Genomic DNA, 25798 nt, shown 5'->3' on the forward strand with positions numbered 1-25798 from the left:
CGTGGTGCGGGCGTCAGCCGATACGCGTGTACGCGAGCGGGCGCACGCGGGTCGCGTCAGTGGGCCGCCGGCTCCTCGGCGCCCTCGGCGCCGCCCTGCGCGTCCGTACCGGTCGCCGGGGCCTGGGGGGTCGCCGAGCCGCCTTCGGCCGGCGCGGCCGGGGTCTCGGAGCCGTTGGCGGCGGGCGTGCCGCTCGGCGACGGGGCGGCGGCCGGGGCGTCGGGGCCGAAGTCCTTGAAGAAGCCGGTCGCCGGCACGACGCTCGCGCCGAGGCCGATGTCGCCGGTCCGGCTCAGCTTGAAGACGACCTGCTGGACGTTGCCGTCCTGCGCGGCCTCGCGGCCCTGCTCGATCACGGCGGAGGCGTTGCCCTTGCCGCCGATGACGACCTGGCCGCCGGCCGGGATCTCGACGGGGCCGTTGCCCGACGCGGCCCGGAGCTTCACCTGCGCGTCGGTTCCGGGCAGCGTGACGCTCTCCAGGACCTCGGGCTCCGTGCCGTCGTTGAACAGCGTCGCGGCGACCACGGCGGGGCCCTCGGCCTCAGCCTCGGCCTGCGTGATCACGTTCACGTTCTGGACCTTGACGTCACCCACCGAGGTGGCCGCGTTGTCCGGCCTGACCTGCAACGTCTCCGCGTTGTTGCCCGCGGCGCAGGCGGACAGGGAGACGATCGAGAAAGCGATGGCAGTGGCGGCGAGAGCGCCGTGTCGAAGGCTGCGGCTCACGGCGGCGGCAACTCCTTGAACGATCGGACTGCGGACTTCGGACGTCGGGCGGTGAGCTGAACGCTCGGGCGGTGAGCTGAACGCCCCGGGGCGGCCGGGAAGGGGTGGCGTAAGGCCGCCCTAAGGGTGTGTCAGCGGCCTTAGGCTACCGAGCCGCCGCTCCCGCCCCGCACCCGACCCGCCTCAAGGCGGTGCGGCTCTTCCCCCGGGGGGCCGGCCGGCGGGGCGAACTGCCGCGGCGAACCGGAAGCCCGGCCGCGCCGGCGGCCGCCGCGTCACGTGCCGTTCACATAATCCTGGTGATCAATTCCTCCGGCCGCGGCGCATTCCCGCGAAAGGCGTGGCGAGGTGGCGGCCTTGATCAATTTCATGGGGCACCCACACTTACATCCGTACGGGTGATCGATGACCGAACGGAGCAGGTAATGTTCGCCACTCGGAACCCGACATAACGGGACTTTCGCCCTCTTCTGTGGGGCTTCCGGGCCGTGCGACGTGGGTGTTTCGCTCCGGTCGTACAGCCGCTCCGACCTGCGAATACCGTCTTCCGGATGCCTTCCGCAGCACGTTCGTGTTGCTGTTGTCAAGCCCCGAGATATGCCCTGACCTGCGAAAACGCCATTCAGGAGATGCGATTCTCGTGTTACTCTGGATAGCCACGGAAGGGGTACCTGTCACATGACGTTCAAGGTTGGCGACACCGTGGTCTATCCCCATCACGGGGCCGCGCTGATCGAGGCTATCGAAACTCGCCAGATCAAAGGCGTGGACAAGACCTACTTGGTGCTCAAGGTCGCCCAGGGCGACTTGACTGTTCGTGTGCCGGCGGACAATGCGGAGTTCGTAGGCGTGCGCGACGTGGTCGGGCAGGACGGGCTGGACCGGGTCTTCGAGGTGCTGCGGGCGCCGTATGCCGAAGAGCCGACGAACTGGTCCCGGCGTTACAAGGCAAATCTCGAGAAGCTCGCCTCCGGCGATGTCATCAAGGTCGCTGAAGTCGTGCGTGACCTGTGGCGTCGTGAGCGCGAGCGCGGTCTCTCCGCCGGAGAGAAGCGCATGCTTGCCAAGGCCCGCCAGATTCTGGTGAGCGAGCTCGCCCTCGCGGAGAACACCAACGAGGACAAGGCCGAGGCCCTGCTCGACGAGGTCCTCGCGTCCTGAACCGGTTCGCACCCGGCGGAGGAAATTCGTGAGAAACCGGTCGTAAGAATGTGCTGCGGTGCCCGCTGACCAGCCGTATTCACGGTGTGTCGTCGGGCACTGCGGCATGTCCGGGTCCGATCCAGCCATCCGGTACCCGGCTTCTCTCCCGAGCGCCGAGTGCCGACCACCGCTTCCGGCGAGCCCGCCTCCGGCGAGGCCGGTCGATGTCCTGTCGAAGGCCGGCCGGTGTGCCGACCCACCCGGTGGTGCAGTGCCGCTGTGCTTCCCCGACCGGCCTCGCCCGGCCCTGCTCGACCGGGTGTCACGGAAGGGGCCCGGTGCGAGTAGGGCGTCACGCCCGGCTCGCTGGGCCCCTACCCACACCGGCCGTGGAGACAAACCTGCCGAGTCCGCAGACCTTTCTTCCCGGCCCGCTCAGCCCTTCCGGCCTTTCCTTCCCGCCCCCTCGGCCTCTTCGGCCCCCCTCGGCCCTCTCGGACCCCGGACCCTCGGAGTGCAACCGATGCCATCGACGCCCCCGCCGCCCGACCGGCCCCGCCCTCTCCGTACCGCCGCGGTGATTCCCGCGGCCGGGCGGGGCATACGACTGGGACCGGGCACGCCCAAGGCCCTCCGGGCGCTCGGCGGCACCCCCATGCTCATCCACGCGATCCGGGCCATGGCGGCCTCCCGCGCGGTCTCCCTCGTCGTGGTCGTCGCCCCGCCGGAGAGCGCGCCCGAGGTCAAGCACCTCCTGGACGAGCACGCCCTGCCCGAGCACACCGACTACCTGGTGGTCCCCGGCGGAAGCACCCGGCAGGAGTCGGTGGGCCTCGGCCTCGACGCGCTGCCCGAGGACGTCTCCGTGGTCCTGGTCCACGACGCCGCCCGGCCGCTGGTGCCGGTCGACACGGTGGACGCGGTCGTCGAAGCCGTACGGAACGGGGCGGTGGCCGTCGTTCCCGCCCTGCCGCTCACCGACACCGTCAAGGAGGTCGAGCCCGCCGAGACCGCCGGGGAACCGGAACCGGTGCTCTCCACCCCTGCACGGGCCAGGCTGCGCGCGGTGCAGACCCCGCAGGGCTTCGACCGCGACACGCTGGTGCGGGCCCACGCCGAGGTCGCGCTCGACGGCGAGGGCGCGACGGACGACGCGGGCATGGTCGAACGCCTCGGGCAGCCGGTCGTCGTCGTCCCCGGACACGAAGAGGCGTTCAAGGTCACCCGGCCGCTCGACCTGGTGCTGGCCGAAGCGGTACTCGCCCGCAGGAGGGCCAACGATGGCTTCTGACACCCCCGCGGCCCCCGCGGCCCCCGCCCCCCTCATCCCGCTCGTCGGGATCGGCACCGACATCCACGCCTTCGAAGAGGGCCGTGAGCTGTGGTGCGCGGGCCTGAAGTGGGAGGGCGAGGGCCCCGGCCTGGCCGGCCACTCCGACGCCGACGTCGTCGCGCACGCCGCCTGCAACGCCCTCTTCTCCGCCGCCGGCCTCGGCGACCTCGGGCAGCACTTCGGCACCGGCCGCCCCGAGTGGTCCGGGGCCGCCGGCGTCACGCTGCTCACCGAGGCCGCCCGGATCGTCCGCGCCGAGGGGTACGAGATCGGGAACGTGGCCGTCCAGGTCGTCGGCGTACGCCCGAAGGTCGGCAAGCGGCGCGAAGAGGCGCAGAAGGTGCTGTCCGCCGCCGTGGGCGCCCCGGTCTCGCTCTCCGCCGCGACCTCGGACGGACTCGGCTTCACGGGGCGCGGCGAGGGCCTCGCCGGGATCGCGACGGCCCTGGTCTACCGCACCGGCTGACCCGCCCGGCTCCACCGCACCGGCTGACCCCGCCCGGCCGTTCCCCGCGCCCGTGCCTTCACGCCCGCCTCGCCCGTGCCTTCACGCCCGCCCCGCCCGTACGTTCACCCGTCCGGCGGTACGCGGCGAGAAGTACGGGCGACGCGGGAATAACCGAAGGCGCGGGTGGTTGGGGGGTAGGAGCACCGGACCACGCCAGCCACCAGGAGGACGTACGCCATGACCGCCGCACTCTCCACCGAGCTCAAGAACCTGCTCGACACCCCGGTCTTCGTCAACATCGCCACCATCCAGCCGGACGGCAGCCCGCAGGTGTCCCCGGTCTGGGTGAAGCGCGACGGCGACGACCTCCTGATCTCGACCACGGTCGGCCGCCGCAAGGAGAAGAACCTCCGCCGCGACCCGCGCGTCACCGTCGTCGTCCAGCCGTTCGACGCCCCGTACACGTACGCGGAGATCCGCGGAGAGGTGGCGCTGACCACCGAGGGCGGGCCGGAGCTGATCGACGAGCTGTCGCTCAAGTACGTCGGCAAGCCGTACGCCGAGTTCAACCCGGCCTCCGGCCAGGACGCCCCCCGGGTCGTGGTCCGGATCACCCCGCGCAAGGTCGTCGGGAACATCTGAGGGAAAGAAAGAGAGCCGCCGGGAAGGGTTCCGACCAGGCCGGTATCAGAAAGTTGCCCCCGCGATCGCCCAAGGGTCGCGGGGCACTGGTGTCGGCCTACTACCCTTGAGGCGTGACTATTCGCCTGCACGACACCAGCGCCCGGCAGATCCGTGACTTCGTCCCGCTCACCGCGGGTTGTGTCTCGATCTACCTCTGTGGCGCTACCGTCCAGGCCGCACCGCACATCGGGCACATCCGTTCCGGGCTGAACTTCGACATCATGCGCCGCTGGTTCACCTACCGCGGCTACGACGTGACGTTCATCCGGAACGTCACCGACATCGACGACAAGATCATCAAGAAGTCCGCCGAGCAGGGCCGCCCCTGGTGGTCGATCGGTTACGAGAACGAGCGCGCGTTCAACGACGGGTACGACGCGCTGGGCTGCCTGCCGCCCACCTACGAGCCCCGTGCCACCGGCCACATCACCGAGATGATCGAGATGATGCGCGGCCTCATCGAGCGCGGCCACGCCTACGAGGCGGACGGCAACGTCTACTTCGACGTCCGGTCCCTCCCCGGCTACCTGGAGCTCTCCAACCAGGAGCTGGACGAGCTGCGCCAGCCCTCGGGCGAGGGCGAGACCGGCAAGCGCGACCAGCGGGACTTCGCCATGTGGAAGGCGGCCAAGCCGGGCGAGCCCAGCTGGGAGACCCCGTGGGGCCGCGGACGGCCCGGCTGGCACCTGGAGTGCTCCGCGATGGCCCACAAGTACCTGGGCTCCGCGTTCGACATCCACGGCGGCGGCCTCGACCTGATCTTCCCGCACCACGAGAACGAGATCGCCCAGGCCAAGGCGTACGGCGACGAGTTCGCCAACTACTGGGTGCACAACGCCTGGGTCACCATGTCCGGCGAGAAGATGTCCAAGTCGCTGGGCAACTCCGTCCTCGTCAGCGAGATGGTCAAGCACTGGCGTCCGATCGTGCTCCGCTACTACCTGGGCACCCCGCACTACCGGTCGATGATCGAGTACAGCGAGGAGTCCCTGCGCGAGGCCGAGTCCGCGTTCGCGCGGATCGAGGGCTTCGTCCAGCGCGTCACCGAGAAGGCCGGGGAGGTCGTCGCCCCCGCCGCCGAGGTGCCGCCCGCCTTCGCCGAGGCGATGGACGAGGACCTGGGCGTGCCGCAGGCCCTCGCGATCGTCCACACCACGGTCCGCCAGGGCAACAGCGCGCTCGCCGCCGACGACAAGGAGGCCGCCGTCGCCCGCCTCGCCGAGGTCCGGGCCATGCTCGGCGTCCTCGGACTCGACCCGCTGGACGAGCACTGGGCGGGCGAGGGGGACCGGGGCGAGGATCTGCACGGCGTCGTCGACACCCTCGTACGCCTGGTCCTCGACCAGCGGCAGTCGGCCCGCGCCCGCAAGGACTGGGCCGCCGCCGACGCCATCCGCGACCAGCTCAACCAGTCCGGACTGGTCATCGAGGACGGCGCCAACGGTCCCCGGTGGACGCTCGGACCGCGCTGAGCACGTCCTTTGAGCAGTGCAATGGTGCCGCCCGGCCATCCGGGCGGCACACTTATACGTACACGATCCACATCTACATGTAGATCGAAGATTTACAGGAACAGGTAGGTCATGGCCGGGAACAGCCAGCGCAGGAACCGCCGCACGTCCAACAAGAAGGGCATGCAGGTCGGCAGCGGTGGTCAGCGACGCCGTGGTCTCGAAGGCAAGGGACCCACGCCGCCCGCCTCCGCCCGCAAGGGACACAAGAAGAACCGGGTCGCCAACGCCCAGGCCAAGCAGGCGGCCGCCCGCCGTCCCGCGCCCCGGCGCGGCGGGGTGAAGGGCACCTCCGAGATGGTCGTCGGCCGCAACCCGGTCTACGAGGCGCTGCGCGACGGCGTCCCCGCCACCACCCTGTACGTCCAGCAGTACATCGACAACGACGAGCGCGTCCGCGACGCCCTCAAGCTCGCGGGCGAGCGCGGCAACATCAACCTGATGGAGGCCCCGCGCCCCGAGCTGGACCGGATGACGAACGGCCTGAACCACCAGGGCCTCGTCCTCCAGGTCCCGCCGTACGAGTACGCGCACCCGGAGGACCTCACCGCCGCCGCGTACGACAACAACGAGGACCCGCTCATCGTCGCCCTCGACGGTGTGACCGACCCGCGCAACCTCGGTGCGATCGTCCGCTCGGTCTCCGCGTTCGGCGGCCACGGCGTGGTCGTGCCCGAGCGCCGGGCGGCCGGTATGACCGCCGGCGCGTGGAAGTCCTCGGCCGGTACGGCGGCCCGCACCCCGGTCTCCCGGGTCACCAACCTGACCCGCGCCCTGGAGGGCTACCAGAAGGCGGGCCTGACCGTCGTCGGCCTGGCCGCGGACGGCGAGCACACGGTGGAGGACCTGGAGCAGCTGGCCGGGCCCGTCGTCATCGTCATCGGCAGCGAGGGCAAGGGGCTGGGCCGCCTCGTGGGCGAGACCTGCGACTACCGGGTCCGGATCTCCATGCCGGGCGGCGCGGAGTCGCTCAACGCCGGTGTCGCGGCGGGCATCGTGCTGTACGAGGTGGCGCGCCGCCGCGGATAGCGGAACCGGGCGTCGCGGTACGGCGTTCGGGCGGAACGGGGCGTCGCGGTACGGCGTTCGGGCGGCCCGTGGCTCATGAGCCCGGCACGCGCCGGGCCGGTGAGCCCGGCGCGTCGCCGCGCGAACGCCGAACGGGGTTCTGGATCCCGTTTTCCCAGATGCCCGAGTTTGGCCGGATCTTGACGGGTCTCGGACACATCGGGCCCGTCAAGGCAGTGTCCTAAACACCCATCACTCGGTTAGATGAGTGTGGACACCAGAACGCCTCGGTTCGACGAGCAACCCGCCCTGAGCATGACCAAGGTGGACAGCGACCCCGCGCAGGTCATCGTCAACCACGCCAGCTTCCGGGTGCAGCTCGCCCCGGGCCAGCGCGCACGGCTGCGCGGTGCCCCCGCGGACACGGCCCGTATCCCCGCCATGAGCGGCGCAGGTGCCGGCGGGGGCCGCCGGCGGGCGCCGGTCGTCTGGAGCGGCAGATCGGCCCCGGGCGACCCCGGCGCCACCGGCCTCCTCCAAGCCGTGCGCAACTCCACCGCCGGACACCTCGACGCCGCGCTCACCGCTGGAACCGCGGACGGCCACGCGGCGGGCGCGACCCAGGTCATCCCGCTCCTGGAGGAGACGCAGCCCAACCCCGTACTGACCGCACCGCAGCAGCCGGGACGCACGGGCCCCCTGCTGCCGCCGATGCGACAGGCGGTCGGCGCGTACGACTCCGTCGACGACGGGCCCACCGGCTCCCACGCCGTCCTCGTCGACGACGACGGGTACGAGGAGGACTCCCAGGAGAGCTCCGAGGCCCGCGCCCGCCGCCACGGCAACGACCCCGTCCGGCACGCCTACTACCCGGGCCACCGGATGAACCTGGGCGTCGTCCTGCTCCCCATGCGGGTCCTGCTCGGCTTCATCTCCATCTACGCCGGCATGGGCAAGCTCTGCGACCCCGTCTACTTCGACGGCGGCGAACGCGGCTCCATGGTCAAGTGGCTGACCTCGCTGCACCCCTGGGCGCTCGCCGAGCCGCTCCGGGACTTCGCCCTCTCCCACCCGGTCGGCGCGGGCCTGACCGTCGCCTTCCTCCAGGTCGTCGTCGGCGTCCTCACCGTCCTCGGCCTCTGGCAGCGTGTCGCCGCGTCCGTGGGGGCCCTGCTCTCCGCCGCTCTGCTGGTGACGGTCAGCTGGCGCACGGTCGCCGTGTACGACGCCCCCGACATCATCCTGCTGGCCGCCTGGAGCCCCCTGATCATCGCGGGGGCCCCCGTCTATTCCGTCGACGGCCGGCTCGCCGGAGAGGCGTGGCGCAAGCTCGGGCCGCGCTCCGAGATCTGGGACCTGCGCCGGCGCGTCCTGCGGCGCGGGACCGTCGTCGCCAGCGTCGCCATCGGCCTCACCCTGCTCATCGGCTCCATCCTCGGCGGGGCGGTCCGTTCCACCGAGGTCGTCACCGTCCCCGGCCGCAACGACAACCCCACCAACCGCCTCCCCGGCATGCCGCTGCCCCAGGAGTCCACCGGCGAGCGCCAGGCGTCCCGTACGCCGCAGGAGCGCACCCCGCAGCCGACCAGCTCCGGCACCGCCACCGCCCCCGCGACGGGCGGCCAGGCCACTCCCGGCGCGACCCGCGACTCCGGGGGCGGGCAGAGCACCGGAGCAGGCAGCCGACCCAGCGAGACCCAGGGCACCGGCCAGGAGCCCCCGCAGCAGACGACCCCGCAACAGCAGCAGCCCCCGCCCGCCACCAGCGCCGGCCCCACCTCCTCCGGCTCCACGGGCGGCGACGGCTCCACCGGCGGCAACGCGGAGCCGGAAGCCCCGCCCGCGGCCACCACCGGCGGCGGCGAAGGCTCCACGCAGGGCGGCTCGTCCGGCGGCGGCCGCAACCCGATCGGCGGCCTCCTCGGCTGAGCTGCGGCGGAACCGACGAGAGGGGCGGCTACACCCGGTGTCGGGTGGGGCCGCCCCTCCCGCTGCGGCCACAAAGCCCTGTGCGTCGTGACGTTCGCGGGTCACGGGAGCCGTGGAACCCGTGGCAACACGGCGACGACGCACTATTCCGTCACCCCGTACCCCTTCAGCGGGAATCGGGCCGGGGCCCGTCGCGCTCCTCTCGGGCGGGGCCGAACAGTTCGTCCAGGTGGTGGCGCACAATCGCCAAGGCTTCCTCGCCGGTGCGTTGGCCGCCCAGCACGCTGGAGCCGAAGCCGTTGACCATGGCCAGCAGCCCGGCCGCCGTCATGGCGGGGTCCTTCTCCGGATCGATGGCGCCGGCCTCCTGTGCCGACCGGAGCTGCTGGGTGAGGAAGCCCTCCAGCAGGTCGGGCTGGGGGGTGGCGTGCTCCTCCAGCGAGCTGTCACCGAGGACGAGCGTGTAGTAGGCGGCGTAGATCCGGGTGATCCGGCGGCTTTCCTCGTCGGTCGGCAGGATGCTGGAGAGGATGGCGGTGACCGTGGAGCGCGGTCGCGGCGGCGAGCCGGCAGCGCGAACCCACCGGTCCATACGGGCCTGGTGCTGGACGCCGAGCCGGGCGAACGCGTCCAGCAGCAGGGCCTGCTTGGTCGTGAAGTAGTACTGCACCAGCCGCAGAGAGACGCCCGCCTCGGCGGCGACCGCCCGCATGCTCGCCGACTGGAGCCCCTCGGTGGCGGCGATGCGCAGCAGGGCCTCCGCGATCTGCTTCCTGCGTTCCTCGTGATCGACACGCGCGGTGATGGTCCGGCCTCCTGCCAGTGGTACGGGTGTACCAATTCATGGTACGTCTGTACCATGAGCATAGGCGAGTTCAAGAACGACAAGGCCCGCGAACGATTCCACGCCGTCTACGGGCGTCTCCTCGACCAGCTGTGGACGGGCCCCCGGGAGACCTTCGACCTGCCGACCTCTTTCGGCACGACACGCGTCTACCGCGCCGGACCACCCAGCCCCGACCCGGTCGTCCTGCTGTCGGGCGCCAACGGCAACTCCCTGATGTGGCACCGGTACATCGCCCCGCTCGCCCGCCGTCGCACGGTGATCGCCGTCGACACGGTCGGCGAGCCGGGCGCGAGCGCCCAGAGCGCGCCCCTCACCGGCGCGGAGGACGGCGCCCGCTGGCTGGAGGAGGTGCTCGCCGGGATGGAGGCCACCGCCGCCCACCTCGTCGGCTGCTCCTACGGCGGCTGGCTGGCGCTGGGCCACCAGATCCACCGCCCGGGCCGCACCGCCGCCCTCACCCTCCTGGAGCCCGCCGGATTCGCCGATCCCGGCCGCCGCTTCTACACCTGGCTCATCGCCGGCGGCCTGGCCGGCCTCGCGCCCCGCGCCTGGCGGCCCTGGCTCTCCCGCCGGGTCGGCAACAGCGCCATCCTGGAGACCGAGCTGATGGAGCTGGGACGTGCCTCCATCGGCTTCCGGCGCGCCCTGCCACCGGCCCGGGTCTTCTCCGACGAGGAGCTGCGCCGGGTGCGGGCGCCCTCGCTCTTCCTGCTGGGGGAGCGGAGCACGCTGCACGACGCACGCCAGGTCGCCGACCGGGTGGGAGCCCTCGTCCCCGCCGCCGAGGTGGAGATCGTGCCCGGTGCGGGCCACGCCCTGCCGACCGACGATCCGGAACTGGTGGTCGCGCGTATCCTCCGGGGCGCACCGGCGTGACGGCCGCGCCCTCATCGTCTGCGACGTGCGGGCTGCCGGGCAGTCGGAAGGCGTTCGGCGTGTGGGGTGTGCGGGCTCAGTCGCTCGCCCGCGCGCCCAGCTCGCGTGCCGCCTCGGTGAGGTCCTTCGCGGTGTCGATGGCCCGCCAGTACGCCCCGTGGGGCAGCGGGTACCCGGCCAGCCGGCGCTCCCGGGCCAGCCGGGGGAACGTGGTCCGCTCGTGGTCGCCCCGGTCCGGCAGCAGCTCCGTGAAGGCGGGGGAGAACACGTACACCCCCGCATTGATCAGATACGGCGAGGGCGGCGACTCGATGAAGTCCGTGATGTGCCCGAACGCGTCCGTCTCCACGGCGCCCCACGGGATCCGGGGCCTGGCGAGGGCCAGGGTGGCGGTGGCGTCGCGCTCGGCGTGGAACGCGGCCATCTCGCGCAACGAGAAACGCGTCCAGATGTCGCCGTTGGTGGCGTACCAGGGCTGTTCCGGATCGGGCAGCCGCTCGGCCGCGTGCTTCAGACCGCCGCCGCGGCCCAGCGGCTCCGTCTCCACCACGGTCGTGACACGCAGCGGCAGTACGGCGGACTCCAGCCACTCCTGGAGCACCTCGGCGAGATGGCCGCAGGAGACCACGGCGTCGGTGACTCCTTCGGCGGCCAGCCAGGAGAGCTGATGGCCGATGATCGGGGTCCCGGTTCCGGGGATCTCGACCATCGGCTTGGGGCGGTCATCGGTGTACGGCCGCAGCCGCGACCCCTGGCCACCGGCGAGGATCACGGCCTGCGTCGGATACGTATGCATGGCAGGGACGATATGCGGTGCCCGCGCGGGGCGGCATCCGACGCCGGCTCCGTACGGCTTCGGTCAGCTGAACTGCGCGACCCCCGAGGCGAACGACGTGTCGCAGACGGGGCGGGAGAAGCGCTGGGCGCGCGTCGGGCCGTACTGCTCGACGGCGGCCTTGCCGAGCGCCTTGGCGATCGACATGCAGTGCCGGGCCAGCGACGGACGCTGCTCGACGGCGCGCTGGAGGCCCGTCAGCGCGGTGCCCGGGTCCTTCTCGTGGAGCTCGACGAGCAGCTTGTCGCGCAGGACGTCCTGGGCGGCGTGGGGCTTCGCGGGCTTGGACACGGTCTCCGAGGAGGCGGCCAGCAGAGCGGAGTCGTTGTCCGCCGACGCCCACGGAACGCTGGTGACCGCAAGGGTCCCGGAGAGCACCATGACGACGGGCAGGACGAGGGCGAGGGATCGGCCGATGCGCCGAGCGGTGTGGGTCACGCAGCGAGCGTAGCGGGCAGTGATGGCTCAGCGACATTTCGTCACTCTCGCGGGGGATGGTTCGACGCGTCCTTTCGAATGCCAGGTTGACGAGCCGGGGGGAAATGCCCTGTGTGCCGGGGTATTTGACGCGGTCCGGCGTCGAAACCCGAACCCGCTGTCAGCCACGCAAACGGCCCCGCACCCCTTGGCGGGGCGCGGGGCCGAACGTACGACTCGGGGAAGCGGGCGCGTCAGTTGGTGAGGCGCTCGCCGGTGGAGGTCGCGAAGACGTGCAGCTCCTCCGGGCGCGGCACGACGTGCAGCTCGGTGCCCTTGTCGGGGACCGCACGGCCGCCGACGCGGACGACCAGGTCCTTGTGCTCGCCGGCGACCTGCGCGGCGCCGTAGACGAACCCGTCCGCGCCGAGCTCCTCGACCACGTTCACGGACACGGCGAGACCGGCCGGCTCGTCCGAGGAGTCCTTGGAGAGGGTCTTCGCGGCGGCGCCGCCGTGCTCGACGATGTCGAAGTGCTCGGGGCGGATGCCGACCGTGACGGTGGTGTCCCCGCGGTCGGCGGCGGCGGTGAGCGCCTCGCGGGAGACCGGGACGACGCTGTTGCCGAACTTCACGCCGCCGTCCGTGATCGGGACCTCGATCAGGTTCATCGCGGGGGAGCCGATGAAGCCGGCGACGAAGAGGTTGGCCGGGCGGTCGTACATGTTGCGCGGCGAGTCGACCTGCTGGAGCAGCCCGTCCTTCAGCACCGCGACCCGGTCGCCCATGGTGAGGGCCTCGACCTGGTCGTGGGTGACGTAGACGGTGGTGATGCCGAGGCGGCGCTGCAGCGAGGCGATCTGCGTACGGGTGGAGACGCGGAGCTTGGCGTCGAGGTTCGACAGCGGCTCGTCCATGAGGAAGACCTGCGGCTCCCGCACGATGGCCCGGCCCATCGCCACACGCTGACGCTGACCACCGGAGAGCGCCTTCGGCTTGCGGTCCAGGTAGTCGGTGAGGTCCAGCATCTTGGCGGCCTCTTCGACCTTCGCCCGGATGTCGGTCTTGTTCACACCGGCGATCTTCAGCGCGAAGCCCATGTTGTCCGCGACGGACATGTGCGGGTAGAGCGCGTAGTTCTGGAACACCATGGCGATGTCCCGGTCCTTCGGCGGCAGGTGCGTGACATCGCGGTCGCCGATGCGGATCGCACCGCCGTTGACGTCCTCGAGACCCGCGAGCATGCGCAGGGAGGTCGACTTGCCACAACCGGAAGGACCGACGAGGACGAGGAACTCACCGTCCGCGATGTCGATCTCGAGCTGGTCCACAGCCGGCTTCGTGGAGCCGGGGTAGACGCGGGACGCCTTGTCGAACGTGACACTGGCCATGCTGAATCTTCTCCTCCACCGGCAGGAACGTGCCGGACGATCCGAGTAGGGAGTGGTCTGGTCCACAGACGCGAACCTGCCGTGACGCTACCTGCTGGTTTCGGATCTGTCAGCAGCCCGGGGCACAGGAAATCGTGAACGGTCCGGGTGCGCGGTTGGTTACACTGCTCCGGCACGCCTCCTTAGCTCAGTTGGCCAGAGCAACGCACTTGTAATGCGTAGGTCGTCGGTTCGAATCCGACAGGGGGCTCGGTGGGAAGCCCAGGTCAGATGTGCTCTGACCTGGGCTTTTGTCTGCTCGCTGCCCATGGAGTGGCCGGAAGCGCCCGGGGTGCCCGGGGTGCCCGGGGTGCCCGGAGTGCCCGGGGTGCCCGGGGTGCCCGGGGTGCCCGGGGTGCCTGAGGTTCTCAGGTTCTCAGGTCGAGATGAGGGTGCCGATCCTCAGCTCGACCTCGTCGCCCGCGTCCGTGAGTTCCTTGACGGTCCAGGTGCGGCCGTCGACGGTGGTGCCCGCGCCGGTGGTGTACGTCGGGACTGTGAGCGTCGGGCCCGCTGTGGTGGTGTGCAGGGCCGCGTCCGTGGTCGCGCTGTCCGAGAAGCGCAAGTAGACGTCGATCGGGTGGGGGGCCGCCGCGTACGCGACGGGGTCGGGCAGGCCCTGGATCCGGCAGCGGGTGCCCGGGAACAGGTGGGTGTGGCCGCAGACGGTCAGGTAGGTGTCCGGTTCGGTGGGGGGCTGGGACATGGGGGAGGCTCCCGGGGTGGGGTGCGGGGGTGGCGGGCCTCAGCAGTCTGGTGGGCGGTGGCGGCCTGGGGGTGGCACGCGTGGTCTCGGCGCTCCGTGCGTCACCCGTCCGGGGCCCTGCTCCCTGTCGCACTCATCCTTGGCTGTGGCGCAGGGCCCATTGCCGGTCGGCTGGGGTCGGCGCGGTCCGCCAGCGGGCTCGGAGGACTCCGTCCGCGTCGGGCATGACGGCGGTGAACAGCGGCACACGTTCCTCCGTGTAGATCGGTAGGAGTGCGGCGGCAGAGGCACGGGACATCCGTGCGGTCAGTTCCGGGAAGTCCTCTTCGTCGGCCAGGGCGCTGAGGAGGCGGCCGGTGTCGTCCTGCCAGACGCCCTCGATGATGCCTTCGGCGGGGAGTGCCCCCAGGACGGTTTCGATGTCGGGGGACAAGGGGGGCCAGACCTCCAGGCGGGCCCGGGGGGCCAGTTCGGCGCGGAGTGTGCTGAGGGTGTCCTCGGTGAGCCGGTGCCAGCGCGTGGCGCCTTCGATGTAGGTCTCCTCCAGGGTTCCGGCGACACCGTCGCGGACGGCCCGGCGCAGGTGGTCCCAGAAGTCGTCGCCGGGCCGCTGGACGCCTTCTTCGTCGTCCTCGAAGTTGTAGGGGGCGGCGTCCAAGGGCTCGGGGAACAGCCCGAGTTCGCGGGTCCGGGCCACGGCCTGCGCGCAGGGACGGCTGCTGCCGATGTAGAGGTACTGGTCCCACCCCACTTGGGCCGTGAAGGTGTCCTCGACCTCCAACCCGCACCATGGGCCGGTGCCGCGCAGCATGGCCCGCACCAGTTCCAGCCCGATGTGCAGCGGCACTTCGGCCCCGTCGTGGAAGCCGGCCGCCCAGCCGGACGGGAAGAGCCCGTCCAGCCCGAAGTCGTCCACGCGCTCCCCGGCCGCGAAGTGTGTCGGGACCTGCGGTTCGCGTACGGCCAAGTGATCGATCCCGGTGTCCTCGGCGAATGCCGCGACCGCCTGGAGGTAGGCCGCCTCGACCTCCCCGTGATCGCTGTCGGTGTCCTCCGGGCCCCTGTAGGACCCGTGTTCGTCGCGGTCGGCGGGGTCGTACTTGGTCACGCGGTAGAAGTGGGTCAGCACGGTGCCATTCTTCCGGACGGGGATGCCGAACACCCCCTCGACAGCCGGGGCTCCTATCCTGGGCGCGAGCGCGCGAACGACCGCAGGGGAACGGGCCATCGGGGGATCGGGTCAGTATGAGCGTGAAGAAAGAACAGAACAACGGCGGGCGGTATCCGGCGATGGAGGTCATACAGCCCCTCGCGGCCGGTGACCCGGCCCGGATCGGGCCCTACCCTCTGCTCGGCCGGCTCGGTGCGGGAGGCATGGGCCGCGTCTATCTGGCCCGCTCCGCAGGGGGTCGCACGGTCGCCGTGAAGGTCGTGCACGAAGAGCACGTCGGCAACGGGGAGTTCCGAGCCCGCTTCCGCCGCGAGATCGAGTCCGCCCGCCGGGTCGGCGGCCGGTACACCGCCCCCGTGCTGGACGCGGACGCCGATGCCGAGCGGCCGTGGGTCGCCACCGGCTATGTGCCCGGCCCCTCCTTGGAACAGGCCGTACGGGAGCACGGCCCGCTGCCCGGAACCTCGGTGCACGTCCTGGCCGAGGGACTGTTGCGGGCCCTGCGTGGCATCCACGCCGCCGGAATCGTGCACCGCGACCTGAAGCCGTCCAACGTGCTGCTCACCGTCGACGGCCCCCGCGTCATCGACTTCGGCATCGCCCGGGCGCTCCAGGTCTCCGTCGAATCCCTGCTGACCAGTACGGGCATGGCCATCGGGTCGCCCGGGTTCATGGCGCCCGAGCAGATCCTCGGCGAGGAGACCGGGCCCGGGGCGGATGTCTTCGCGCTCGGCTGCGTACTGATGTACGCGGCCACGGGGCAGCTGCCGTTCGGGAACGGGGCGAGCAACCAGCACGCCGTGATGTACCGGATCGTGGAGTCCGCGCCCGATCTCGCGGCGGTGGGGGACGCCTCCCTGCGCGAGCTGATCGGGCGCTGCCTGATCAAGAAAGCCGCTGAACGGCCCGATGTGGACGCGCTGTTGGCGGACCTGGGCGCGGCCTCCGGGGCCTCGGGCGTTTCGCGCGGGGCGTGGCTGCCGCCCGAGCTGCTGGCCCGTCTCGCGCAGCAGGCGGCCTTGCTGCTCGACGCGGATGTGGACGTTGATGGTGATGCCGATGTTGATGGTGATGCCGACGTGGACCTGGACGCGGGTGGGGGCGGCGACGCGGGTGCGGGTGTGGCTGGGCGTGTGGGTGGGGCCGCTTCGGAGGGTCCGGCTGTGGAGCCCCGGCCCGATGTCGTAACGACGGATTTGCGGTCCGACGCGGCACCGGTCGCGCCCGCGCCGGATGCTGTCCCCGCGCCCGTGGCCGCGCCCGGGCCCGTGGCCGTGCCCGGGCCCGTGGCCGTGCCCGGGTCCCAGCCCGTGGCCGCGCCCGGGTCCGTTCCCGTGGCCGCGCCGACGCCCGCTGCGGAGGCTCAGCGGGAAGTCGCCCCCGTGCCCGCCCCCGCTGCGGAGGCCCAGCAGGCAGTGGCCCCCGTGCCCGCGCCGCAGGCGGCCCCCGGGGCCCCGCCGGCCGTCGTCGTTCCCGGTGTGCAGCCCGCCGGGAAGGCCCCGCACCGGCGGCGTCGTACCTGGGTCGTGGCGGCCGCGGTGCTCGCCGTCCTGGCCGCCGGGGGCACGGTCGCCCTGCTTGAACGGGGTGTCGGCGGCGACGCCGATGCCCGGGGCGGTGGGGTCCTCGCGCCGCCCGGGGGCGGCGACGCTCCCGCCTCGTCACCGTCCGACCGCCCCGGTGACGAGCCCGCGGACAAGGACAAGAGCAAGGACAAGAAGGGCGAGGGCGGCTCGGAGGGCGAGGACAAGGGCAAGGGCAAGGACAAAGAGGAGGGCGAGGAGAAAGGGAAGGGGAAGCAGAAGGGCGGCGGTGACGGGGAGGAGACCGGGGCCGAGGACGGCGGCGAGCAGACCTCCGGCAGTGGCGGCGGTAGCGGTAGTGGTAGCGGCGGTGGTGGAGTCGTGGCTCCGGGGGGTGGTTCGTCCGGGGGCGGGAGCGGGTCCGGTTCCTCCGGCAGTGGGTCCGGGTCGTCCGGCTCGTCCGCGTCCGGCGGGGGTGGTTCGTCCGGTGGGCAGTCCTCCGGCGGTGGAGGATCGGGCGGTGGCCAGAAGCCGCCCGCCGGCCCCGGGCCCGCGGTCCCGGACAACCGGGTGCCGCAGTCCTTCGTCGGGACCTGGACCATCGCGTCGCAGTACAACGCCCTCCAGCCGCACACGGTGGTCATCCGGAGGGTGTCCCCGGGACAGCTCGCGGTGAGCCTCGTCGCCGACGTACAGGGGACGGGCCACTGCGAGTACACGGCGAGGTTCGCGTCCACGGCGGACGGCGGGAAGCGGATCAACGTCGGCGCGGCCACCGTGGACAAGGGGCGCTCCACCGGGATGTGCCGGGACGGCGACCCCTCGTTCTTCGCCCTCGACGGGTCCGGCATCCGGCACGTCCCCGGCCCCGCCCACGGCAACGGCTACCGCTACAACCGCGCCTGACCGGGGAGCCCGGCGTCGGGCCCGGCCGCCGTCAGTCCGCCGCCTCGCCCGGGTAGGCGGTCTCGAAGGCCGAGCGGAACAGGGCGGTGACGTCCTGGCCCGTGAGGCCCTCCGCGCGGGCCTGGTGCATCCAGTCGGCCAGGGCCGTCCGCAGCGGGGAGTCGGGGCCGGACTGGGGCTGGGCGAGGGAGCGGGTGATGAACGTGCCCGCTCCCTGGCGGACCTCGGCCAGGCCAGCCCGTTCCAGTTCGCGGTACGCCTTGAGCGTGGTGTTCGGGTTGACCTTGGTCGTCGCGGCCACCTGTGCGGCGGTCGGAAGCCGGTCGCCCTCCTCCAACGCCCCCATCCGCAGGGCCTGTTCCACTTGGCGGACGATCTGGAGATACGTCGCCACCCCGCTGCGCCGGTCGATGCGGAACACGACCACGGTCTTCACCTTCCGCTCGATTGACGACACTTTACGTAAAGGGCGCGCACCGCTCCTACAGCGGGCGGCGGGAGCCCCGCCACAGGGTCACCGCCGTGAGGAGGACCGTTCCGGCGAGCAGGATTCCGGCTCCGGTCCACTGCATCGCCGCCATCTGGTTGTAGTCGAGGTACTCGATGACGTCGTTGACGATGCCCTTGTCCTTGATGCACGCGTTCTGTGCCGCCTCGGTCTCCTCCGCGCAGGAGCCCCAGCCGTAGAGCCGCCCGTCCGCGCTGCCGATCCAGCGGTCGAGCTCGTGGATCTCGCTGAACCGGGCCGGGAGGTCGCTGTGCAGCGGGTAGGCGAACATCCGCGAGGGGGCCAGGTGTTCGCGGAGCATGTTCCACGCGGACCCCGCGATCATCGTGAAGAGGAACGTGGCGACCATGGCCGGCAGCACCCTGCGGACCAGGACGCCGATGGTGATGGCCGCGGCGGTGACGAAGAGGAGGTACGCGGGCAGCACCGGGCCGGTGTTGTCGAAGATCACGTTTTCCATCCACTTGCTGGAGAAGAGGGAGCGGTGCGGCTCCCACCACCAGGTGAAGAAGAACGAGAGCAGCGCGCCGGAGGCCAGGGCGAGGCTGTAGGCCAGGGCCAGTTTGGCGATCAGCCAACGGCGGCGGGTCACGGACTGGGTGGTGACCAGTTGCGCCGTGCCGTTCTCCTGGTCGCCCGCGATCAGCGGGGCGCCGATGAGGACGGCGAAGACCAGCGGGAGCAGGCTGAAGATGGAGCTGATGAAGTCGTATCCCCGGCTCGTCCCGATCGGATCCCCGGTGACCTCGTCCGGTCCGCCGGCCGCGTCGATGAGTTGGACCAGCTCGTGGCGCTCGTACAGGATCCACAGGGAGCAGAGCGCGGTGACGCCGAGCATGCAGTACAGGGCGGCCCGGTGCTGACGCACGACGAGCCAGGTCAGACCGTGCAACACGCGGCGGCGGGGGGCGAGTTCGCCCGGCGCCTCGGTCACGGTGGTGTTGCTGCTGCTCATGCTGCCCGGGTCCCTTCGGCGTCGACGCGCGCGTCCTGTGTGTAGAGCGAGGGGGCGTCCGGCGAGCGGAGATGGGCGAGGAGGACCTCTTCCAGGGAGGGTTCGGCGATCTCCCAGTCGGCCGGCAGCGGGCCCTTCGGCCGTACCATCGCGTGGAACTGCCGTCCCTGGACGCGTGTTTCGACCACCGTGTGCCGGTCCAGCTCGGGCGGCAGGGCGCCGTCCCGGGTCACCCCCGTCACCAGCGAGTGGGCCGGGACCAGCGCGTCGGCGTCACCGGCCATCCGGATGCGGCCCGCGGCGACGACCAGCAGGTAGTCGCACATGTCCTCCAGCTCGGTCAGCATGTGCGAGGACATCACCACCGTGGTGCCGCGCTCGATGGCCTCCGACATCAGCAGGGTGCTCATCTCGTCCCGGGCCAGGGGGTCGAGGTCGGCCATCGGCTCGTCGAGGAGCAGCAGGTCGGGGCGCTTGCCGAACGCGAGCGCGAAGGCGACGCGGGTGCGCTGGCCGCCGGAGAGCGTGCCGACCCGCGCGTCGAGCGGCACGTTGCCCGAGCGGACGATCCGGGTCGCCGCCGCCGCGTCCCATCCCGGGTTCAGCTCCGCGCCCATCCGCAGGGTGTCGGCGACGGTGAACCGCTTGAACAGGGGCTTGTCCTGGCCGAGGAACGCGAATCTCGGCAGGACGGCGTCATCGTCCGTCGATACGCCGAACACGCTCAACTCGCCTGTTGTGGGCTGCACTTGGCGGCTCGCCAGCCCGAGCAGGGTGCTCTTGCCCGCGCCGTTCGGTCCGACCAGTCCGCAGATGCGTCCGGCCGGGATCCGGAAGGAGCAGTCGCGCAGCGCCCAGCCGCGCAGGTAGCGCTTGCCCAGGCCCCGGGCCTCCAGTGCCCAGCTGCCCGCGGTCTTGTTCGGGGTCCCGTTCGGAGTGCTCGTGTCTGCCACGCGCCTCGCCTCAATTCCATTAGTCAATTAATGGAATCATGGTGTTCTGAGGGGATGCCTGTCAAGCGCACGCCGAGGCGCACGCGGAAAGGGGAGGGCGGGGGAGGACGGGGAGGGGCGCGGAGGGCGGGGAGGACTGTGGCGGGCGGTGAGCCTCAGCCGCGCAGGTAGGCCAGCACCGCCAGCACCCGGCGGTTCGTGTCGTCGGAGACGGAGAGGTCGAGCTTGGTGAGGATCGAGCCGAAGTGCTTGCTGACCGTGCCCTCGCCCACGGACAGGGCGTCCGCGACGGCCGCGTTGGACCGGCCCTCCGCCATCAGGGCCAGCACCTCCTGCTCGCGGGCGGTCAGCCGGGACAGCGGGTCGCGGCGGTGCCGGATCAACTGGCGTACGACCTCGGGGTCCACGACCGTGTCCCCGCGCGCGACCCGGTCCAGGGCGTCGACGAACTCCTCGACGTGGCCGATGCGTTCCTTGAGCAGGTAGCCCACCCCCGTACCGTCGTGGGAGTCGAGCAGGTCCTCGGCGTAGGCGCGCTGGACGTACTGGCTGAGCACCAGGACCGGCAGCCCCGGCAGTCGTTCCCGCAGCTCGATCGCGGCCCGCAGGCCCTCGTCGGAGAAGTCCGGCGGCATCCGCACGTCGGTCACCACGATGTCCGGGCGGTGCTCCAGGACCGCCGCCGTCAGCTCCCGCGCGGTGCCCGCCCCGGCGACCACCTGGTGGCCGAACCGTTCCAGCAGGCTTACGAGGCCCTCGCGCAGCAGCACGCTGTCCTCGGCCAGTACGACGCGCAGCATCAGGTCCTCGATCGTGCGGGCGGGCAGGGCAGCTCCAGCCGGAACACCGTCGGCCCCCCGGGCGGACTGGACAGTAGCAGGGAGCCGCCGAGCACCGAGAGGCGGTCGGCGACACCCTGGAGTCCCGTCCCGCCGTCCGGCACCGTGTCTCGGCCAACCGGTGCGGTGTCTGTCCGGCCGTCCGGTGCGGTGCCCGGCGTGCCGTCCGTCCCGCCGTCTGTCGCCCTGTGCCGTGCGCCGACCTCCGCGCCGCCGTGCCCGTCGTCCTCGACCTCCACCGTCAGCCGCCCGGCGGCGACCCGCCCGGTCACGACCGCCCGGGTCGCGCCGCTGTGCTTGGCCACGTTCGTCAGCGCCTCGCTGACCGCGAAGTAGACCCCGCTCTCCACCGCTTCGAGCAGCCGCCCCGGCACCTCGATGCGGACGTCGACGGGGATCGGCGAGCGGTCCGCCACGTCCTCGACGGCCGCCTGGAGCCCCCGGTCGGTGAGGACTTGGGGGTGGATGCCCCGGATCAGCTCCCGGATCTCCCGCAGAGCGACGTCCGCCTCCCCCTGCGCCTTGGCCAGCAGCCCGCCCAGCGGCTCGCCCGGGGCCTCCAGCCGGGCCAGGCCCAGCGTCATGGAGAGCGCGACCAGCCGTTGCTGCGCCCCGTCGTGGAGGTCCCGCTCGATCCGCCGCCGCTCCGCCTCGAACGCGTCCACCAGCCGTGTCCGGGACCGGTCCAGCTCCTGGATGCGGGAGTCGGCCCCGGAATCCGGTACGGAGAGGAGCAGTCGGGTCAGCGCGGCGCGCCCGGCGGCCAGCGCGCCCAGCGGGTACGCCAGCAACGGCAGCAGCACCACCCCGGCCGCCAGCACGGCGAACGCCTCCGGGTAGGAGTCGACGATCCACAGCTTCAGGACCTTCGCCTCCCCGTCGCCGCCCACCGCCATCACGGCCGGAGTGGCGATCAGCCCGCCGCAGACCAGGAGCAGCGTCCCCATGGCCAGGGCCTCCAGCGGCCACAGCACCGTCGCGAAGAGGAGCGCGTACGCCAGCTCCCGCCAGGTGGCCCGCTCCTGGAGGCGCGTGCGCAGCCAGGAGGCGAGCCCGGTGCCGGGCGGTTCGCGGTGCGGGTCCGGGAGCGGGGCGCTGTCGATCAGCCGGAGCCTGCGCCGCTCCAGCGAGGCCAGCGGGATGCCGGAGAGGACCAGGAGGAGGAGCAGCGGCAGCCCGACCAGCACCACCGCGAGCGCGCTGCCCGCGACGGCCAGCAGGACCAGCGTGAGCAGGGTGGCCGCGCCGAGCGGCACGCTGGTGAGGAGGTAGAGCGCGGCGCGCCACGGCCGGCCGCCGCGCAGGTGGCCACGCTGCCGGAGCGGTCGCCAGAGGCCGGGCGGCGGCCCGTACGGCGGCTGCGGTGAACCGGCCGACGAGCGTGCGGGGGGCTGGGCGCGGTGCTGCTCCGCGGGGGGCCGTCGTGTGCCGGATGAGTGCATGCCGGGCACGCTACGAGACGCCGGCGACCGCTCACCACCCCCCTCACTCCACCGCTGACCTGCCGCTGTCCGGCGCCCGGGGGTGGAGGTAGCTCCACCTTCAGGACTCTCCCTCGCTGCGATGTGCCGCCACGTCGGCGCGGATTGACTGATGGCATGAACCAAACAGCCGTCCGACTCCGTTCCGTCACCCGCTCCTACGGCCGCGAGGGCCGCCAAGACCGCGAAGGTCGCGAGGGCCGCGAGGTGAAGGCCCTCGACCGCGTCAGCCTGGACATCCCCCGGGGTACTTTCACCGCCGTCATGGGGCCTTCGGGCTCCGGCAAGTCGACCCTCCTCCACTGCACGGCGGGCCTCGACCGGCCCACGGGCGGCCAGGTGTTCCTGGGCGAGACCGAGCTGACCGGGCTGAGCGAGAGACGGCTGACCCGGCTGCGGCGGGGGCGGATCGGCTTCGTGTTCCAGGCGTTCAACCTGCTGCCCTCCCTGACCGCCGAGCAGAACGTGGCCCTGCCGCTGCGCCTGGCCGGCCGCAGGCCGAAGCGGGCCCAGGTGCTGGAGGCGCTGGAACAGGTGGGGCTGCGGGAGAGGGCCCGGCACCGGCCCGGCGAACTCTCCGGCGGCCAGCAGCAGCGGGTGGCCCTGGCCCGCGCCCTGGTGACCCGGCCGGAGGTGCTCTTCGGGGACGAGCCGACCGGAGCCCTCGACTCCACCACCGGGCGCGGTGTGCTGGCCCTGCTCCGCTCGATGGTGGACGACGGCCGGACCGTGATCATGGTGACGCACGACCCGGTCGCCGCCTCCTTCGCCGACCGGGTGCTGTTCCTGGCGGACGGGCGGGTCGGGGACGAGCTGTACGCGCCCACGGCGGAGCAGGTCGCGGCCCGGATGGCGACGCCGTTCACGACGGACACGGACACGGATACGGACACGGACACGGATACGGACGCGGACGCGGAAACGGATACGGACGCGGATACGACGGCGACCCCGGTGGCGACCGCGTCCCCGTTCACCACCGCGATCCGTACGGAGGCGACCTCATGCTGATGCTCGCGCTGCACGCCGTACGGGCCCGCTGGATCACCTTCGTCGGCTCCTTCGTCGCCCTCGCCCTGGGCGTCGGGCTGATCGCCGCCACCGGTCTGGCCCTCGCCGCGACCTTCGACGCCCCGGACCGGGGGCCCGAGCGCTTCGCCGCCGCGCCCGTCGTCGTCCGGGCCGCCGACCAACTCCGCGTGGAGACCTCGATCGGCGTACGGACCCGGCCGCTCGCCGGGCCGCGCCCGGTGCCGCCCGCGCTCGCCGCCGAACTCGCCGCGCTGGGGCGGACGGTGGAGGACCGCAGCTTCCCGGTGGACATGGCGGACGCGGGGGAGGGGACGGACGCGGGGGGCTCCGGCGAGGGCCGGGAGCCGAGGACCGGGCACCCGTGGTCGGTCGCCGGTGCCGCCCCGTACCGGCTGACCTCCGGGCGCGCCCCCGCCGCCCCGGACGAGGCCGTCGTCACGGCGGGGCCCGGAAGCCACCTCCGTACGGGAGACCGGATCACAGCCGTCACGCCTGCGGGCACGCACACCCTGACCGTGGTCGGCACCGTGGCCGACCGGGGTTTCGAGGACGCCGTGTTCCTCACCGACGAGCAGGCGGCCCGGATCTCCCCGGCGGTCGACGCCCTGGTGGTGCACGCCGACGCCACCGCCGTACGGGACGTGGTGGCCGGTTCCGGCGGTGGCATGGACGTCCTCACGGGCGACGAACGGCGGCGCGCCGACCCCGACCCGGACCGCGACGCCCAGGCGCTCGTCTCGGTCAACGCGCTGCTGGGGACGGCGGCGGGCATCACGTTGTTCGTCTCGGTCTCCGTGGTGGCCTCGACGTTCTCGTTCGCCGTCGCCCAGCGCCGGCGGGAGTTCGGGCTGCTGCGCACGGCGGGCGCGACCCCCGGCCAGGTCCGGCGGACCGTCTTCGCCGAGGCCGTGGTCGTCGGGGTCCTCGCCTCGGCCGCCGGTTGCTGGTTCGGGGCCGCCGGGGCCCCCGTATTGGCCGCCCGGCTGGTCGAAGCGGGCCTGGCCCCGGGGTGGTTCGCGATCGGGGAGCAGACCTGGCCGCTGCACACCGCCTTCTGGACCGGCGTCGCCGTCGCGACGGCCGGGGTGCTCGTCGCCTCCCACCGGGCCGGGCGGACCGCCCCGACCGAGGCGCTGCGCGAGGCGGCCGTCGACAGCCGGGCCATGCCGGTGAGCCGGTGGATCCTGGCCGCCCTCGTCCTGCCGGCCGGTGCGGGACTGCTGGCCACCGCGCTGGTCCTGGACCCCGGCGACGTACTGGGGCGCAAGTCCTACGTCACCCGGCCCCTGCTGCTCATCGTGGGCGTCGCGCTCCTCGCGCCCGTCCTGGTACGGCCGTTGACCCGGGCGATGACCTGGCTGCCCGCCCGGCTGCCCGGCGCCACCGGCGTACTCGCCAGGGAGAACACCTCCGCCGGGGTGCGCCGTACGGCCGCCGTCGCCGCCCCCGTCATCATCACCGTCGCGCTCACCGCCTCCCTGCTCGGCACGGTGGCCACCCTCGCCGAGGCCAAGGCCGCCGAGGTGCGCGCCGCCACGACCGCCGATCTCGTGGTCGCCCCGGGCGCGGCGGGCCGGACGCTGCCGCCGGGCCTCGTCGAGCGGGTCCGGGACCTCGACGGCGTCACGGCCGGAGTCTCGTCGTCCACCGCCGTCACCGTCCTCGAAGAGGGCACCGCCCTGGTCACCTCCGAGGCCCGCGCGGTCGACCCCGCCCGCTTCGCCGCCGTCTCCGCGCCGCCCGTGGTGTCCGGACGCCTCACCGACCTCGACGACGACAGCATCGTCGTCAATGAGGAGTGGCTGACCACGACGGTCGGCGAACGGGTCACCGTCTGGCTCGGCGACGGCCGCAAGGTGTCCCTGCGCGTCGCCGCCGTCCTCGCCACCGGCACCGGCAGCAACGGCGTCTACGTCACCGCCCGCAACGCCGGGGGAGCGGAGCCGGACCGCATCGACGTGGCGTTCGCGGAGGCCGCCGACCGGGACGCGGTCGCCGCCGCGCTGCGCACGGCCGCCGCCGACGAGGGCGGCGGGGCACGGGTGCTGACCGGGGCCCAGTGGGCCGACGCGGCCGCCCCGGGGCCGAGCGACAGCACCAGCACGGGACTGTGGCTGATCCTCGGGATGGCCCTCCTGTGTACGGGGATCGCCCTGGCCAACACGCTGGTGACGGCCACCTCCGACCGGGTCCGCGACCTCGCCGTGCTCCGCCTCGCCGGGGCCACCGTCCCGCAGGCCCTGCGCCTCGTCGCGGTGGAGGCGGTCGTCGTGGTCGCCGTGGGGGCGGTGATCGGCGCGGGGGTCGCCGCGGTGAACCTGCTGGGAGTGTGGGGCGCGTTGGCGCTGCTCGGCGTGGGGTCGGGGGTCGTGGTGCCGTGGGCGGAGACGGGCGCGGTCTGCGCGGCCGCGGCGGTGCTGGCGGCGGTGTCCGCCGTCGTGCCGGCCGCGTTCGCCCTGCGCACGCGGCCGGTCGAACTGGCGGGGATGCGGGAGTAGTCCGGGTGCCCGGTTCGCCGCGCTCCGCCGGCCGGGT

23 protein-coding genes and 1 tRNA gene are annotated in these 25798 nt (G+C 72.6%); 12 read left to right on the forward strand and 12 right to left on the reverse strand.

What is annotated here, in order from left to right:
- Positions 1-56: 56 nt before the first annotated feature.
- On the reverse strand, positions 57-728 hold the full coding sequence (locus ACLJPL_RS28780; RefSeq protein ID WP_411083864.1) for a DUF461 domain-containing protein: 672 nt from the start codon (positions 726-728) through the stop codon (positions 57-59).
- 678 nt (positions 729-1406) lie between these two features.
- On the opposite strand from ACLJPL_RS28780, the gene ACLJPL_RS28785 reads away from it, so the two are divergent.
- The 7 genes from ACLJPL_RS28785 to ACLJPL_RS28815 all read left to right on the forward strand — a co-directional run bounded on the left by ACLJPL_RS28785 (position 1407) and on the right by ACLJPL_RS28815 (position 8784).
- Positions 1407-1889 carry a CarD family transcriptional regulator gene (locus ACLJPL_RS28785; RefSeq protein WP_003953493.1) on the forward strand — a complete coding sequence of 161 codons (483 nt, stop codon included), beginning with the start codon at positions 1407-1409 and terminating at the stop codon, positions 1887-1889.
- Positions 1890-2394: 505 nt separating this feature from the next.
- Positions 2395-3162, forward strand: coding sequence for a 2-C-methyl-D-erythritol 4-phosphate cytidylyltransferase (ispD, locus tag ACLJPL_RS28790; protein ID WP_411083865.1), 768 nt, complete (start codon positions 2395-2397; stop codon positions 3160-3162).
- The gene (ispF, locus tag ACLJPL_RS28795; RefSeq protein ID WP_411083866.1) at positions 3152-3670 is read left to right on the forward strand and encodes a 2-C-methyl-D-erythritol 2,4-cyclodiphosphate synthase; all 519 of its coding nucleotides are present in this window, start codon (positions 3152-3154) and stop codon (positions 3668-3670) included. The genes ispD and ispF overlap by 11 nt, the downstream gene beginning before the upstream one ends.
- Before the next feature lie 219 nt (positions 3671-3889).
- The gene (locus ACLJPL_RS28800; RefSeq protein WP_411083867.1) at positions 3890-4294 is read left to right on the forward strand and encodes a PPOX class F420-dependent oxidoreductase; all 405 of its coding nucleotides are present in this window, start codon (positions 3890-3892) and stop codon (positions 4292-4294) included.
- A 113-nt stretch (positions 4295-4407) separates the two neighbouring features.
- Positions 4408-5808, forward strand: coding sequence for a cysteine--tRNA ligase (gene cysS / locus ACLJPL_RS28805; RefSeq protein WP_411083868.1), 1401 nt, complete (start codon positions 4408-4410; stop codon positions 5806-5808).
- A gap of 111 nt (positions 5809-5919) precedes the next feature.
- Positions 5920-6876 carry a 23S rRNA (guanosine(2251)-2'-O)-methyltransferase RlmB gene (gene rlmB, locus ACLJPL_RS28810; RefSeq protein WP_093692710.1) on the forward strand — a complete coding sequence of 319 codons (957 nt, stop codon included), beginning with the start codon at positions 5920-5922 and terminating at the stop codon, positions 6874-6876.
- Positions 6877-7119: 243 nt separating this feature from the next.
- On the forward strand, positions 7120-8784 hold the full coding sequence (locus ACLJPL_RS28815) for a DoxX family membrane protein (RefSeq protein WP_411083869.1): 1665 nt from the start codon (positions 7120-7122) through the stop codon (positions 8782-8784).
- Between the two features lie 166 nt (positions 8785-8950).
- Here ACLJPL_RS28815 and ACLJPL_RS28820 read toward each other — a convergent pair whose 3' ends face one another.
- Entirely contained in the window at positions 8951-9550 is a 600-nt protein-coding gene (locus ACLJPL_RS28820; protein ID WP_411083962.1) for a TetR/AcrR family transcriptional regulator, read from the reverse strand.
- Between the two features lie 93 nt (positions 9551-9643).
- Between ACLJPL_RS28820 and ACLJPL_RS28825 the strand changes: the two genes are divergently transcribed.
- Positions 9644-10507 carry an alpha/beta fold hydrolase gene (locus tag ACLJPL_RS28825; protein ID WP_411083870.1) on the forward strand — a complete coding sequence of 288 codons (864 nt, stop codon included), beginning with the start codon at positions 9644-9646 and terminating at the stop codon, positions 10505-10507.
- A 76-nt stretch (positions 10508-10583) separates the two neighbouring features.
- Here the strand turns inward: ACLJPL_RS28825 and ACLJPL_RS28830 are convergent, their stop codons facing one another.
- The 3 genes from ACLJPL_RS28830 to ACLJPL_RS28840 all read right to left on the reverse strand — a co-directional run bounded on the left by ACLJPL_RS28830 (position 10584) and on the right by ACLJPL_RS28840 (position 13150).
- Complete coding sequence (locus ACLJPL_RS28830; protein ID WP_411083871.1) at positions 10584-11303, reverse strand: NDP-sugar synthase; 720 nt, start codon at positions 11301-11303, stop codon at positions 10584-10586.
- A gap of 63 nt (positions 11304-11366) precedes the next feature.
- On the reverse strand, positions 11367-11780 hold the full coding sequence (locus ACLJPL_RS28835) for a hypothetical protein (RefSeq protein ID WP_411083872.1): 414 nt from the start codon (positions 11778-11780) through the stop codon (positions 11367-11369).
- Positions 11781-12013: 233 nt separating this feature from the next.
- Entirely contained in the window at positions 12014-13150 is a 1137-nt protein-coding gene (locus ACLJPL_RS28840) for an ABC transporter ATP-binding protein (RefSeq protein ID WP_411083873.1), read from the reverse strand.
- 176 nt (positions 13151-13326) lie between these two features.
- Between ACLJPL_RS28840 and ACLJPL_RS28845 the strand changes: the two genes are divergently transcribed.
- Positions 13327-13400: transfer RNA gene (locus ACLJPL_RS28845), tRNA-Thr, on the forward strand.
- A 165-nt stretch (positions 13401-13565) separates the two neighbouring features.
- Here the strand turns inward: ACLJPL_RS28845 and ACLJPL_RS28850 are convergent.
- Positions 13566-13895 (reverse strand): hypothetical protein, encoded by a 330-nt coding sequence (locus tag ACLJPL_RS28850; RefSeq protein ID WP_411083874.1) that lies wholly within the window; start codon positions 13893-13895, stop codon positions 13566-13568.
- Positions 13896-14028: 133 nt separating this feature from the next.
- On the reverse strand, positions 14029-15024 hold the full coding sequence (locus ACLJPL_RS28855) for an RNA-binding protein (protein ID WP_411083875.1): 996 nt from the start codon (positions 15022-15024) through the stop codon (positions 14029-14031).
- Between the two features lie 116 nt (positions 15025-15140).
- On the opposite strand from ACLJPL_RS28855, the gene ACLJPL_RS28860 reads away from it, so the two are divergent.
- The gene (locus ACLJPL_RS28860; protein ID WP_411083876.1) at positions 15141-17495 is read left to right on the forward strand and encodes a serine/threonine-protein kinase; all 2355 of its coding nucleotides are present in this window, start codon (positions 15141-15143) and stop codon (positions 17493-17495) included.
- A 31-nt stretch (positions 17496-17526) separates the two neighbouring features.
- Here ACLJPL_RS28860 and ACLJPL_RS28865 read toward each other — a convergent pair whose 3' ends face one another.
- The 5 genes from ACLJPL_RS28865 to ACLJPL_RS28885 all read right to left on the reverse strand — a co-directional run bounded on the left by ACLJPL_RS28865 (position 17527) and on the right by ACLJPL_RS28885 (position 22192).
- Positions 17527-17931: a GntR family transcriptional regulator gene (locus tag ACLJPL_RS28865; RefSeq protein WP_411083877.1), complete on the reverse strand. Its 405-nt coding sequence runs from the start codon at positions 17929-17931 to the stop codon at positions 17527-17529.
- A gap of 46 nt (positions 17932-17977) precedes the next feature.
- The gene (locus ACLJPL_RS28870) at positions 17978-18958 is read right to left on the reverse strand and encodes an ABC transporter permease subunit (protein ID WP_411083878.1); all 981 of its coding nucleotides are present in this window, start codon (positions 18956-18958) and stop codon (positions 17978-17980) included.
- Positions 18955-19911 carry an ABC transporter ATP-binding protein gene (locus ACLJPL_RS28875; protein ID WP_411083879.1) on the reverse strand — a complete coding sequence of 319 codons (957 nt, stop codon included), beginning with the start codon at positions 19909-19911 and terminating at the stop codon, positions 18955-18957. The genes ACLJPL_RS28870 and ACLJPL_RS28875 overlap by 4 nt, the downstream gene beginning before the upstream one ends.
- A 155-nt stretch (positions 19912-20066) precedes the next feature.
- A complete protein-coding gene (locus ACLJPL_RS28880) occupies positions 20067-20711 on the reverse strand; it encodes a response regulator (protein ID WP_411083880.1) in 645 nt (214 codons plus the stop codon).
- Positions 20711-22192: a sensor histidine kinase gene (locus ACLJPL_RS28885; RefSeq protein WP_411083881.1), complete on the reverse strand. Its 1482-nt coding sequence runs from the start codon at positions 22190-22192 to the stop codon at positions 20711-20713. The genes ACLJPL_RS28880 and ACLJPL_RS28885 overlap by 1 nt, the downstream gene beginning before the upstream one ends.
- Positions 22193-22348: 156 nt before the next feature.
- Here ACLJPL_RS28885 and ACLJPL_RS28890 point away from each other — a divergent pair, with 156 nt between their 5' ends.
- Together ACLJPL_RS28890 and ACLJPL_RS28895 are read left to right on the forward strand one after the other, a co-directional pair.
- Positions 22349-23242, forward strand: coding sequence for an ABC transporter ATP-binding protein (locus ACLJPL_RS28890; RefSeq protein WP_411083882.1), 894 nt, complete (start codon positions 22349-22351; stop codon positions 23240-23242).
- Positions 23236-25761, forward strand: coding sequence for an FtsX-like permease family protein (locus ACLJPL_RS28895; RefSeq protein WP_411083883.1), 2526 nt, complete (start codon positions 23236-23238; stop codon positions 25759-25761). The genes ACLJPL_RS28890 and ACLJPL_RS28895 overlap by 7 nt, the downstream gene beginning before the upstream one ends.
- Positions 25762-25798: the final 37 nt, after the last annotated feature.

Source organism: Streptomyces sp. cmx-18-6, from assembly GCF_046548915.1.
Taxonomy (GTDB): Bacteria; Actinomycetota; Actinomycetes; order Streptomycetales; family Streptomycetaceae; genus Streptomyces.